Here is a 12,498-nt window from a genome sequence, read left to right as displayed (position 1 = left end):
TAGTCGGCTGCGCGTGCTGGCCACGACCGACGTCGACGTTCCGACCCCTTCTGGTGGAGCTTTCATGATCGGTAGCATCTCGAACCCTGGCGCTCTGACGCCTGCCTCGACCGTGGCGAATGACGTGCCGGCAACGCGGCACAATGCGGCGGAATCGGCGATGACGTGTCCGACGCACGACACTTTGCTGGCTTTGCGGCCGAAGTACCTCCATGCCGCGCTGCAAACATGCACCTATATCTCGACGACGTTGCGTGATCTGCCGGATCCCGCTGCGTCGCAAGTTCCGGGTGACGCTATCGGCGCGTTGATTGACAGGCTTTACTCGCAGACGCCAAAACCATCCGGTGTATCGGGACGTTCGATCTACTTCGTGCTGTGCTTGTTTGCCTACGAAGAAAGTCTCGAAGATATCGACGTCGAGACGCGGGAGACGATCAGGCAGTTCGTCGAACGTATCAACGACACATACACCACACGCATGGAATTCTTGTCGCCTGCTGCTGCCTACGAGGTATGGCGCCGCCGAGACGCCGATGAAGCCATTGAAGCCGCCCGGGTCTGGCAACTGGCCAGTGACGAAGTCTTCGGCAGCGACGTCGAGAGTGCCTTTGCCGAGGGGCCCGAATTTGCGGAGCCACCGGCCGCCCAGACGTTGTTCGATCGTATTCGCGACTTGGCGCGAGAGATTGCCGAGGTCGCCTACCGGTGGCGTTTTGCCGGGGTCGGGGTGGCGTGGACATGGAGCGTTGCCACGAGCCGATGGCGCGCCGCATGTCCTGAACGTCTCGGCCTACCGTATATCGTGCCGGAACTTGCCGACGAGGCACCATCCACGCGAGCGAAGGTGTCGGCCGTGCCGCAACTGCGGCCTTCCACGCCATTGCAAACTGCCCTGGTTGCGCTGAACCTGAGCGCATCCGTCTCGCGTCCGGGCGATGCGCCGGGCATGTGCCCGCTCATTGATCCGAATTCGGCGCGAGCGTTAGCATTGTCGCGTCTGGAAGTCACCATGCCGCCATTGCCTGCAATGCCGTCGACCGGTCTGGATCATCATTGGTTCTATCGCGAGGCGTCGGACGAACCGAGGGCGTTGCGGCGGCGTCCAAAGACGAGTGAGGCGGAACGTCTCGGTCGAGACCGAGGCGTCCTGCTTTTACCCTGAAGGGATTCAGTTCGACGACGACTGCTGGCCGCGCGCCTGCGCGCGGCCTTTCCACATGCCGCCACGGCCGCGCCAGTGTTGCAGCGCCGAGTCGAACGTGAAGACCGTGTAGAGCGCAGCCACCAGGGGCAGCAGCGGCCCGAAGCTCGATGGCTGGCGGTAGAAGCGCAGCATCGGCAGATACGAGATCGTCATGGCGATCCATGCGAAGAGGCCCAGCCATTGACCAATGCCCGAGCCGAAAATCGTCATGGCAGGCGGCACGATGAACGTGAGCAGCAGTGATACGATCGTGCCCGCCAGCAGCACCGGCGAGTACTGCAACTGTGCGTAAGCCGTGCGCGAGACCATCTTGCGAATCTCGCCGAGATTGTCGTACGGACGCACGCTCACCGCGCGCTCCGTCAATCCCAGCCAGATCGAACCCTGCTTCTTGAGCAGGCGTCCCATGGCGCAGTCGTCGATGATTTCGTCGCGAATGGCTTCGATACCGCCGCCCGCTTCGAGCGACGCGCGATGAATCAGCATGCATCCGCCGGCAGCGGCGGCCATCTTCTTTTTCGGATCGTTCACCCACGCAAAGGGGTAGAGCATCTGGAAGAACAGCACGAAGGCCGGGATCAGCGTGCGCTCGAACCACGCCGTGCAGCGCAGCTTCGCCATGAGCGAGACGAGCACGCGGTTGTCGCCGGTCGCGCGCGTGACGAGACGGCGCACGTTCTCGGGCGTGTGCGCGATGTCGGCGTCGGTGTGAAGCAGGTACGTCGGCGCGATGCCGTCGTCGTTCGTCGCGGGGTCGCTGGCGAACGCCACACCCTGACGAACGGCCCACATCTTGCCGGTCCAGCCGCCGGGCAGGGGCTGGCCGCTGAGCACGTCCACGCGGCGCGTGAGACCGTCGGCCGCGGCGCGCGCAGCCGCTTCGCGGGCGAGATCGGCGGTGCCGTCGCTGCTCTGATCGTCGACGACGATGATGCGAAGACGGCCGGCGTAATCCTGACGGCACAGCGATTCGACCACCTGACCGATCGATTCAGCCTCGTTACGGGCAGGAATGACGACGGCCACGGGGGGCCATTCGGCCGGTGCGGGCAGACGGTCTTCGTCGAGATCGTCGCGCTCACGCGCACGCCAGAAGCCGCCTTGCGAACTCAGCAGATAAATCCAGATAGCGAGCGACAGGGCGGCGATCCAGGCCAAAACAGTCATGAGAGATATCCGGCAGAACCAAACCAGGCGAGCGCGTCGCGCAGGCCTTCGGGGTAAGCGCGGGCGGTGTAGCCCAACTCGCGCCTGGCTTTCTCGGAGGAGAAGAACATGTGATAACGCGACATCTTCAGGCCGTCCACCGTCACGAATGGCTCCTTGCCGGTGAAGCGCGCCACGCCTTGTGCCGCCATTGCCAGCGGGTAGAGCGGCCAGCGCGGCAGTGCGACCTTCGGGGCCTTGCGTCCGACCATGCCGGCGATGCTCGCGAGCATGTCGCGCAACAGCACGTCGTCGCCACCGAGGATGTAGCGCTCGCCGATGCGCCCGCGTTCGAGCGCCAGCAAATGGCCTTCCGCGCAGTCGTCGACGTGCACGAGATTCAGGCCCGTATCGACGAACGCCGGAATCTTGCCTTGAGCGGCCTCGACGATGACGCGTCCGGTCGGCGTGGGCTTGATGTCGCGCGGGCCGATGGGCGTGGAAGGATTGACGATGACGGCGGGCAAGCCGTCGTTGGCGATCATGCGCTCGACCAGACGCTCGGCCGCGACCTTGCTGCGCTTGTACACGCCAATGGTCGTCGCTTCATCGTTCGGGGAGGTTTCGTCGACGGGGCCGACAGCGTCGTGCACGCGCAGCGTGGCAACGCTGCTGGTGTACACCACACGCCCGACGCCAGCACGCAGCGCCGCTTCCATCACGGTGCGCGTGCCGTCGATATTGGCCCGCATGATGTCGTTGGGATCTTTCGCCCAGAGGCGGTAGTCGGCGGCGACGTGGAGCAGGGCGTCCACGCCGGTCAGCGCGCGCTGCATGGAGGCGGCGTCGCGCATATCGCCTTCCACGACTTCGACAGGCAGGTCGGCGAGGTTCGCGCGGGGGCTGGTGCCACGCACCAGCAGGCGAACCTCATGACCGCGCGCGAGCGCCGTACGTGCTACCGCAGAACCGACGAACCCGGAGGCGCCGGTGACCAGCACTCGCGACGGCATTTACGCCTTGGCCCGGCGCAATTCGTCGAGCTTGATCTCGACGTGCTTGGAGAACACGAACTCAGCCGGACGCTGCTTGGCGAACGAGATGTCCTCGGCCATTGCGCCTTCGGTACGCACGCCCTTGAGCGCCACACCCAGTGCACGCAGCGGGTGCGAAATCGTCTCGTTCACGGCCGTAGCTTCGAAGCCGCTGTGCACCATGCAGTCGGCGCACTTCTCGTAGTTGCCCACACCGTACTTGTCCCAGTCGGTGGTGTTCATCAATTCCGTGTACGTCTTGGCATAGCCTTCGCCGAGCAGGTAGCACGGACGCTGCCAGCCGAACACCGTACGCGTCGGGTTGCCCCACGGCGTGCAGTGATACGAACGGTTGCCGGCGAGGAAGTCCAGGAACAGGCTCGACTGGCTGAACGTCCAGTTCTTGCCGCCGTTGCCGCGCTTGAGAATATCGCGGAACAGTTGCTTGGTCTTCGAACGGTTCAGGAAGTGCTGCTGATCCGGGGCGCGCTCGTAGGCGTAGCCCGGCGAGACGGTGATGCCGTCGAGGCCCAGGTCCTTCGTCGAATCGAAGAACTTGGCGACCTTTTCGGGATCGGCGTTGTTGAACAGCGTGCAGTTGATGTTCACACGGAAGCCGCGCGATTTCGCCAGCTTGATGGCGGCCACGGCGCGGTCGTACACACCTTCCTGCGACACGGCGGCGTCGTGCATTTCACGGTCGCCGTCGAGGTGAATCGACCACACGAAGAACGGGCTCGGCTCGTAATCGTCGATCTTCTTTTCGAGCAGCAGGGCGTTCGTGCACAGATAGACGAACTTCTTGCGCTCGATGATGCCCTTGACGATCTGCGGCATTTCCTTGTGCAGCAGCGGCTCGCCGCCCGCGATCGAGACGACCGGTGCGCCGCATTCGTCCACGGCGTCCAGCGAGTCCTTGAGCGACACGCGCTGGTTCAGGATGGGATCCGGATAGTCGATCTTGCCGCAGCCCGAGCAGGCCAGGTTGCAGCGGAACAGCGGTTCGAGCATCAGCACCAGCGGATAACGCTTGTTGCCCTTGAAGCGTTGCTTCATCAGATAGGCGCCAACATACGCCTGTTGCAGGAAGGGGATGGCCAAGTTCGGCTCCTGTTCGTATAGCGTTAGCCAGCGACCGCGTGGCGTGCGGCGGCCGGCTCGTCTTTGGTCAATTCCGACGGCAAGCGGAACTGGATGGTTTCCTCGATGCCGTCCATGAGAGTCACTTCGACCGTGTCGATGCGACGCAGCGCGTCGATCACGTCTTCGACCATGCGCTCGGGCGCGGACGCCCCTGCGGTGATGCCGATGCGGGCTTTGCCGCGCACCCATTCCGGATTTACCTCGGAGCCATCGGCCACGAGATAGCTCGGCAGCCCCATTTCGGAGCCGATTTCGCGCAGGCGGTTCGAGTTCGAGCTATTCGTCGCTCCGACCACGAGCAGCACGTCCACGCGCTCGCACAGCTCGCGCACGGCGGTCTGGCGATTCTGCGTGGCGTAGCAGATGTCTTTGGTATTCGGGCCGACGATATTGGTAAAGCGACGTTGCAGCGCAGCAATGATACCGCGAGTCTCGTCGACCGACAGCGTGGTCTGCGTGACATAGGAGACCGGCGTGTCGATGGCGAGCGGCAGGGCGTCGACATCGGCTTCGGTCTGCACGAGGTGCACCGGGCCGTCGATCTGGCCCATCGTGCCCTCGACTTCCGGATGACCTGCGTGACCGATCAGGATCACTTCGCGTCCGGCGGACACGTAGTTCTTGCCCTGAATGTGCACCTTGGTCACGAGCGGACACGTGGCGTTGAGCACCTTGAGGCCGCGAATTTCGGCTTCCTGCTCGACGACGCGTGCGACGCCATGCGCGCTGAAAATGGTGACAGCGCCCGCAGGGGCTTCGGACAACTCGGCAATGAAGCGTGCGCCCTTCGCCTTGAGCGAATCGACCACATGTTTGTTGTGGACGATCTCATGACGAACGTAGACAGGAGCGCCGTATTTCTCCAGCGCACGTTCTACGATCTCGATGGCACGTATGACACCCGCACAAAACCCGCGGGGTTGGGCAAGTAGGACTTGCATTCAGCTCTCCGGCTCAGGTCGGCCGGGATGGCGGTTTCTATCGGGTGTTCATGGCTCGCCACATCCTGATCGATGTGACCTCATGACGCACGCAAGGCCCGTTTCGATGGCAAATCGCATGCACCCGTGGGGGGACCGCCGTCCGGTCGTTTGACAAGCAGCGATTGTAACCGCCGCCGCCAAATTATGCTGACGACCCCCTGTGGGAAAACGTCGGCAGGTGTTGCGTAAATGTTGACGAACCGGCGCCTATCTGGTTGAGATCTGCGCCGATTCGGATGCGATCCCGGTCGAACGTCGCTGAATGCAGGCCGGATCGGCCCGGCGGGCGGTGATCCGGAGCGCTAAGTTATTGATTTTACTTGCCGAAACGCTCGTTCTTCTCGTGCAGGTACGAAATCAGGCTATCGATGCCGCCCTGAGCGATGCGTGCCTTGAATTGCGGCTGGTACAACTGGATCAGCCAGGCGTTGGCCACGTTCTCGCCCATCATGTTGATGTCGTAGATCTTCCAGCCCTTGTCGGTCTTCGCCAGACGGTAGGCCACCGACAGATTGTCGCCGGGGCCGCTGACGGTCGCGCCGACCACGACATCGCTGCTGTTCGCGGTGAGTTTGGCCGGATCGAACTTGAAGGAGATGTCGCTGCCCCGCACTTGCGAGAGCTGCAATGCGAAGGTGTTCACGAGCAGTTGCTGGAATTCTTCGAAAACGCGTTTCTGCTGATCCGGCGTTGCGGCGTCGAATACCTTCGTGCCGACGGCGTAGCGCGTGGTGCGCAGGAAGTCGGCGTACGGCAGGAAGTCGCGGGCGACGACCTTGGCCGTGGCGTTGACGTCGCCCGTTTTGGCGGACGCATCGGCCTTCACGCCCTTGACGACCGTCTCCACGGCCGTTTTCACCATGTCGTTCGGATTGGCGCTCGCCTGCGCCCAGGCGCTCGATGCGCCACCGATGCCGCTCAATGCGACGGTGGCAACCGTCACCAGAAATTTGTTCATACCAGCTTGTCTGAGTCAGTGGAATTCGGAGTAGGCCGTAGTGTAGTGCACATGATGCTCATGCGGCCCCTGTATACTGCTGCGATTTTGTAAATTCACCGTTTCGTCGCATTCCCTGGGCTGATCGACGGGCATTGGCCCCGATTGGTTCCACATTTGTGCCGATGTTTAACCTTTCGTTACGCATGGGTCGATTGACGGGAAGGGCGCTGTGCCCGACGGTGAGACGTCCATTTTCTTCCGGAACCGCTACATGCTGACTTCGCTCGTCGTGCGCATCGTCCGTTTTTCGGCGAAGCACGCGTACCCGGTCATCTTCGCTTCGCTGCTACTCGTCGTGGCGAGTTGTGTGTATGTCGCCAAGCACTTTGCGATCAACACCGACATCTCCAGCCTGATCGATCTGAATACCGCTGCCGCCGAACGGGGTCGCGAAATCGACCGTGCCTTCCCGCAGAAGACCGATCTGACGCTGGCGGTCGTGCAGGCGCCGGCCGCCGAGTTTGCCGACAAGGCCGCCGCCGAACTCGCGAAGAAGCTGGAAACGGAAACTGATGTGTTCCGCACGGTGAGCCGTCCCGGCGCGGGGGAATTCTTCGCGCACAACGCACTGTTGTTCGCCTCGACCGACGACGTGAAGTCGCTCACCGGCAAGCTCGAAGACGCCAAGCCGCTGCTCAACCGTCTGGCTCAGGATCCGAGCCTGGCTGGATTGTCGAACCTCCTGTCGGTGACGTTGCAGACGCCGCTGCTCACCGGGCAGGTGAAGCTCTCGGACATGACGCATCTGCTCGGTAACGCGGCCGATGCTTCCGAGGCCGTGCTCGCCAACGATCCGTCGCGACCGGCGGCGATGTCGTGGCGCGCACTCGTGGCCCCCGACACCGTGGCGCGCAGCTACGTGCAGGTGCAGCCCGTGCTGGACTACGCCGCCCTCGAAGCGGGCGCCAACGCTGCCACGCGGATTCGCGAAGCCGTCGCCGACCTGAAGCTGGCCGAGCGTTACGGGGCGACGGTGCGTCTCACGGGGCCCCGTCCGCTGTCGGACGAGGAGTTTGCCTCGGTGCGTCAGGACGCCGGGCCGAATGCCGTCATCACGCTGCTGGCCGTGCTCGTGGTGCTCTGGCTGGCCGTGCGCTCGGGCAAGATGATTCTCGCAGTGTTCATCACGCTGCTCGCGGGGCTGGCCGTCACCTTCGCGCTGGGCCTGATGATGGTCGGCGCGCTCAACATGATTTCGGTGGCGTTCGCGGTGCTGTTCGTCGGCATCGGCGTGGACTTCGGCATCCAGTTCGGCGTGCGCTATCGTGAGGAGCGCCATCGTCTGGAACACGACGACGGCGTGGGCGGCGACGAACTGCTGCGCGGCGCACTTGCGCGTGCAGGCAAGGCGATCGCCATGCCGCTGTCGCTGGCCGCTGCCGCCACCGCAGCGAGCTTCTTCTCGTTCCTGCCGACGGACTATCGCGGCGTGTCGGAGCTGGGCCTTATCGCGGGCGTGGGCATTTTGTGCGTGGCGTTCCCGTCCGCCATTACGTTGCTCCCGGCGCTCATCAGCGTGTTCAAACCCAAAGGCGAGGCGAGCCCGCCGGGGTTCCGCAGCCTCGGTCCGGTCGACGACTTCACCGAAAAGCATCGCAAGCCGTTGCTCTACGGCACGCTGGCGCTGGTGATCGCCGGGTTGCCGTTGCTCGCGCATCTGCACTTCGACTTCAACCCGCTGCATCTGAAGGACCCGCACACGGAGTCGATGGCGACGCTCATCGACCTGTCGAACTCGCCGGAGGCGGGCGTCAACGACGTGCAGTTGCTCGCGCCCGATCTGGCCACCGCCGATGCCGAAGCCGCCAAACTGCGCGCGGTGCCGGAAGTGGGGCGTGTCGTGACGCTCACGACGTTCCTGCCGGCGGATCAACCCGCCAAGCTGGCGATGATCGCGGCATCGGCGAAGTCGTTGCTGCCGGTGCTCACGCAAACGCCGCTCGCGAGCGTGCCGGATGCGACGCGCGTGTCGGCGCTCAAGACGGCGGCAGGCCAGTTGGAAGACGCCGCGCTGGACTATCCCGGCGAAGGAGCCAAGGAAGCACAACGGCTGGCGGCCGCATTACGCAAGCTCGCCGCAGCGGATCGGGCTACCCGCGACCGTGCCGATCATGCGATTGCCGATCCGCTGAAGCTCGCGCTCGGCCAGTTGCGCGACGCGCTGCAACCGCAGCAGGTCACGCGTGAGTCGTTGCCGCAGGACATCGCCTCGCAATGGGTGGCCGCTGATGGACGTGCGCTCGTGAACATCTCCCCGCGTGTAGAGAAGGGTGCCGATCCGAGCGACGACGTGATGCTGCGCAAGTTCACCGAAGCGGTGCTGCGCACGACGCCGGACGCCGTAGGGGGCCCGATCTCGATCCTTCGTTCGGCCAATACGATCATCCGCGCGTTCATCGAGGCGGGGGTGTGGGCGCTGCTGTCGATCACCGTGCTGCTGTGGCTGGCGCTGCGCAGTTTCGGCGACGTGCTGCGTACGCTCGTGCCGCTGCTGGTGTCGGCGGCGGTCACGCTCGAAGTCACGGTGCTGATCGGTTTGCCGCTGAACTTCGCGAACATCATTGCGTTGCCGCTGCTGCTGGGGGTGGGTGTTGCGTTCAAGATTTACTACGTGATCGCGTGGCGGCACGGGCAGTATCGTCTGCTGGCGTCCGGGCTGACGCAGGCGATCGTGCTGTCTGCCGCGACGACCGGCATCGCATTCGGCAGCCTGTGGCTGTCGCACCACCCGGGCACGTCGAGCATGGGCAAGCTGCTGGCGCTCTCGCTGGTCTGCACGTTGATCGGCGCGGTGTTCTTCCAGCCGGTGCTCATGGGCAAGCCGCGCGATGGCGCGGCGCCGCCGCCGAAGTCCTGATGTCCTGATTCTCCTGCGCAATGAAAAACGGCACCGAAAGGTGCCGTTTTGCTGTGTCGTGAGGCCCGGTGCTGCGGTGATTACACGGCCTCGATCTTGCCGCCGAGACGCTCGGCCATTGCCCGCCGGATCGACTCGGCAATGCCTTTGGCATCGAGACCGACGGACGCAAGCTGCTGCGCCGGCGTGCCCTGATCGATGTACGTGTCGGGCAGCCCCAGTTGCAGTACCGGAACCAGCACGCCATGTGCATTCAATGCTTCGATGCACGCTGTGCCTGCACCGCCCATCACAGCGCCTTCTTCGAGCGTGACGACGAGATCGTGCGAGCGTGCCATGTCGAGCACGGTCGCTTCATCGAGCGGCTTCACGAAGCGCATGTTGACCACGCTGGCATCGAATTCGTCTGCGACCTGTTCCGCCAATGCGACCATCGAACCGAACGCCAGAATCGCGACCCGGTGACCTGCCTGGGCGGCGCTCTGGCGACGCGTTTGCGCGCGACCCACGGGCAGCGTCGACAGGCCGGTTTCGGTCTTCACGCCCGGTCCCGTTCCACGCGGATAACGCACGGCGCTCGGGCCGTCGATGCCAAGCGCCGTCTGCAACAACTGGCGGCACTCGTTCTCGTCGGCCGGGGCCATGACGACCATGTTCGGAATGCAGCGCAGATACGCGATGTCGTATGCGCCTGCGTGCGTCGCACCGTCCGCGCCGACCAGACCGCCGCGATCGATGGCGAACAGGACAGGCAGGTTCTGCAAGGCCACGTCGTGAATCAACTGGTCATAGCCGCGTTGCAGGAACGTCGAGTAGATCGCGACGACAGGCCTGAGACCTTCCGTCGCCAGTCCGCCCGCGAAGGTCACCGCATGCTGCTCGGCAATGCCCACGTCGTAATACCGTTCGGGAAAGCGCTTCTCGAACTCCACCAGACCGGAGCCTTCGCGCATGGCCGGTGTAATGCCGACGACACGCGGGTCGGCGGCGGCGGCGTCGCACAGCCATTCGCCGAACACCTGCGTGTAGGTCTTGGCGGAGACGGTACCCGGCGCGGCCGGACGGATGCCTTCGCTCGGATTGAACTTGCCCGGGCCGTGATACAGCACCGGATCGGCCTCGGCCAGCTTGTAGCCACGTCCCTTGCGTGTGACGACATGCAGGAACTGCGGGCCCTTGAGCGCCTTGATGTTCTCGAGCGCCGGAATCAGCGCGTCGAGATCGTGGCCGTCGATCGGTCCGAGGTAGTTGAAGCCGAACTCCTCGAACATCGTGCCCGTCGGCGAGACGATGGCCTTGGCGTGCTCTTCGAGCTTGTGCGCAAGCTCGCGCATCGGCGCGGGTGCGTTGCGTAGCAGGTTGCGCACGCTTTCCTTGCCCGCCGAGTAGAACTGGCCGGACATCAGGCGCGTGAGGTACTGATTGAGCGCGCCGACCGGCGGCGAGATCGACATGTCGTTGTCGTTGAGCACGACAAGGAACGGCAGGTCGTCGTAGACGCCGGCATTGTTCAGGGCCTCGAACGCTTCACCGGCCGTCATGGCGCCGTCGCCGATCACGGCAATCGCATGACGCTTCTCACCCTTGACCTTGCTCGCCAGCGCCATGCCCAACGCCGCCGAGATCGACGTGCTCGAATGCGCCGTGCCGAACGTGTCGTACGGCGACTCGTCGCGCTTCGGAAAGCCCGACAGGCCTTGCCACTGACGTAGCGTCGGCATGGCCTCGCGCCGCCCCGTGAGGATCTTGTGCGGGTAGGTCTGGTGACCCACGTCCCACACGATCCGGTCGTTCGGCGTATCGAAGACGTAATGCAGGGCGATCGTCAGCTCGACGGTGCCCAGATTCGACGACAGATGCCCGCCGGTGCGCGAGACGTTCTCGAGCACGCAGGCGCGCAGTTCGTCGGCTACACGTCGCAGTTCGGCACGCGAGAGGGCGCGCAATTCGGTCGGGGAGTGGATGCTGGCTAGCAAATCGGTCATGGCTAAACGTCCTGAGCGCCCGTCTGCGCGCTTACTTCACCAGCTTGGCGAAGGAAGCCAGCAGGCGATCGATGTCGGCCGTCGTGAGGTTGCCCATCGTGGAAATGCGGAACAGTTCCTTCGACAGACCGCCCTGACCGGCGTAGATGACGAAACCGTCGGCTTTCAGCCAGTCGTGCAGGCGCGGATAGTCGACCCCTGCCGGCAGTTTGTACGCACGCAGCACGACCGACGACTCGTTCGGCGGCAACACGCTGTCGATACCCAGCGCTGCCAGTCCGGCGCGGGCCTGCTCGGCGAGTGCGCCATAGTGCGCATGACGCTTTTCCCAGCCACCCGCGTCGGCCAGTTCGCGCAGCGCCTCGACCAGCGCGTAGTAAGCCTGTACGGACGGCGTGAACGGCGTGTTGCGTTCGGCCTGAAGCTTGGCCAGACGCGCGATGTCGAGGTAATACGTGCGGCTGAAGGCCTTGGCGAGCGCATCCTTGCGCACCAGCACGAACGACACGCCCGGCACGCCGTGCACGCACTTGTTGGCGGTCGCGGCGACAGCCACGATGCCCGAATCGTTGAAATCGATGGCTTCGGCGGCGAAGCTGCTCACACCATCGACCAGCAGATCGATGCCGCGCTCACGGCAAACGCGTGCGATACCCGTCAGATCGTTCAGACGGCCGGTCGTCGTTTCGTGGTGGATGATGGCGACGTTCGTGTACGGACGATCGCCTGCCGCGTCGAGCTTGGCCACGATTTGCGCCAGATCCGGCGCCTGCATCCATTCGAAATGGATGACGTCGTGTTCGATGCGGTACTGCTTGGCGATCTGCGAGATACGCTCGCCGTACACGCCGTTCTCGACGATCAGCAACCGACCGTTTTCCGGCACGAGACCGGCCGTCATGCTCTCGACGGCAGCCGTGCCCGAGCCGGTCATCAGCACCGGCGTCCACACGGCCGGATCGAGGCCGTAGACGGCCGTCAGACGCTCGCGGGCTTCGTCCTGCAGGTCGAAGAATTCGGGCTCGCGATGGCACAGATCGGGTTGCAGCAGGCTTTTGCGAACGCGCTCGGTCAGGGTCACGGGGCCCGGATTCAGTAACAGCATGGCGAAGCTTCCTCGTCAGTTTTCAGCAGTTAAGCAGC

Annotated in this window: 9 protein-coding genes; 2 read left to right on the top strand and 7 right to left on the bottom strand. The window is 64.1% G+C overall.

The features are described 5' to 3' along the window. Positions 1 to 13 precede the first annotated feature (13 nt). Positions 14 to 1,165: a hypothetical protein gene (locus PCA20602_RS16485; protein WP_150722156.1), complete on the top strand. Its 1,152-nt coding sequence runs from the start codon at positions 14 to 16 to the stop codon at positions 1,163 to 1,165. Positions 1,166 to 1,171: 6 nt separating this feature from the next. Here PCA20602_RS16485 and PCA20602_RS16480 read toward each other — a convergent pair whose 3' ends face one another. From PCA20602_RS16480 to PCA20602_RS16460, 5 genes are all read right to left on the bottom strand, one after another. Beyond that, on the bottom strand, positions 1,172 to 2,374 hold the full coding sequence (locus tag PCA20602_RS16480) for a glycosyltransferase (RefSeq protein WP_150722155.1): 1,203 nt from the start codon (positions 2,372 to 2,374) through the stop codon (positions 1,172 to 1,174). Beyond that, positions 2,371 to 3,366: a hopanoid-associated sugar epimerase gene (gene hpnA, locus PCA20602_RS16475; RefSeq protein WP_150722154.1), complete on the bottom strand. Its 996-nt coding sequence runs from the start codon at positions 3,364 to 3,366 to the stop codon at positions 2,371 to 2,373. The genes PCA20602_RS16480 and hpnA overlap by 4 nt, the downstream gene beginning before the upstream one ends. Continuing rightward, entirely contained in the window at positions 3,367 to 4,488 is a 1,122-nt protein-coding gene (gene hpnH / locus PCA20602_RS16470) for an adenosyl-hopene transferase HpnH (RefSeq protein ID WP_069343591.1), read from the bottom strand. A 23-nt stretch (positions 4,489 to 4,511) separates the two neighbouring features. Continuing rightward, positions 4,512 to 5,471, bottom strand: a complete 960-nt coding sequence (gene ispH / locus PCA20602_RS16465) for a 4-hydroxy-3-methylbut-2-enyl diphosphate reductase (protein WP_069343590.1) — start codon at positions 5,469 to 5,471, stop codon at positions 4,512 to 4,514. Between the two features lie 358 nt (positions 5,472 to 5,829). Continuing rightward, on the bottom strand, positions 5,830 to 6,471 hold the full coding sequence (locus PCA20602_RS16460) for an MlaC/ttg2D family ABC transporter substrate-binding protein (protein ID WP_150722153.1): 642 nt from the start codon (positions 6,469 to 6,471) through the stop codon (positions 5,830 to 5,832). A 253-nt stretch (positions 6,472 to 6,724) separates the two neighbouring features. On the opposite strand from PCA20602_RS16460, the gene hpnN reads away from it, so the two are divergent. Then, on the top strand, positions 6,725 to 9,370 hold the full coding sequence (gene hpnN / locus PCA20602_RS16455) for a hopanoid transporter HpnN (protein ID WP_150722152.1): 2,646 nt from the start codon (positions 6,725 to 6,727) through the stop codon (positions 9,368 to 9,370). An 80-nt stretch (positions 9,371 to 9,450) separates the two neighbouring features. On the opposite strand, the gene dxs is transcribed toward hpnN, so the two are convergent. After that, a complete protein-coding gene (gene dxs, locus PCA20602_RS16450; RefSeq protein WP_150722151.1) occupies positions 9,451 to 11,355 on the bottom strand; it encodes a 1-deoxy-D-xylulose-5-phosphate synthase in 1,905 nt (634 codons plus the stop codon). A 31-nt stretch (positions 11,356 to 11,386) separates the two neighbouring features. After that, a complete protein-coding gene (locus PCA20602_RS16445) occupies positions 11,387 to 12,460 on the bottom strand; it encodes a 2-aminoethylphosphonate aminotransferase (protein ID WP_069343586.1) in 1,074 nt (357 codons plus the stop codon). Positions 12,461 to 12,498 lie beyond the last annotated feature (38 nt).

Origin of the sequence: Pandoraea capi, from assembly GCF_902459735.1 — a bacterium.
Lineage (GTDB): Bacteria > Pseudomonadota > Gammaproteobacteria > Burkholderiales > Burkholderiaceae > Pandoraea > Pandoraea capi.
This window is presented reverse-complemented; position numbering and strand designations above follow the sequence as displayed.

Excerpts from the sequence above, each read along its gene's own strand:
- PCA20602_RS16480 (WP_150722155.1), bottom strand. The coding sequence starts at position 2,374 with ATGACTGTTTTGGCCTGGATCGCCGCCCTGTCGCTCGCTATCTGGATT.
- hpnA (WP_150722154.1), bottom strand. The coding sequence starts at position 3,366 with ATGCCGTCGCGAGTGCTGGTCACCGGCGCCTCCGGGTTCGTCGGTTCT.
- ispH (WP_069343590.1), bottom strand. The coding sequence starts at position 5,471 with ATGCAAGTCCTACTTGCCCAACCCCGCGGGTTTTGTGCGGGTGTCATA.
- PCA20602_RS16460 (WP_150722153.1), bottom strand. The coding sequence starts at position 6,471 with ATGAACAAATTTCTGGTGACGGTTGCCACCGTCGCATTGAGCGGCATC.
- hpnN (WP_150722152.1), top strand. The coding sequence starts at position 6,725 with ATGCTGACTTCGCTCGTCGTGCGCATCGTCCGTTTTTCGGCGAAGCAC.
- dxs (WP_150722151.1), bottom strand. The coding sequence starts at position 11,355 with ATGACCGATTTGCTAGCCAGCATCCACTCCCCGACCGAATTGCGCGCC.
- PCA20602_RS16445 (WP_069343586.1), bottom strand. The coding sequence starts at position 12,460 with ATGCTGTTACTGAATCCGGGCCCCGTGACCCTGACCGAGCGCGTTCGC.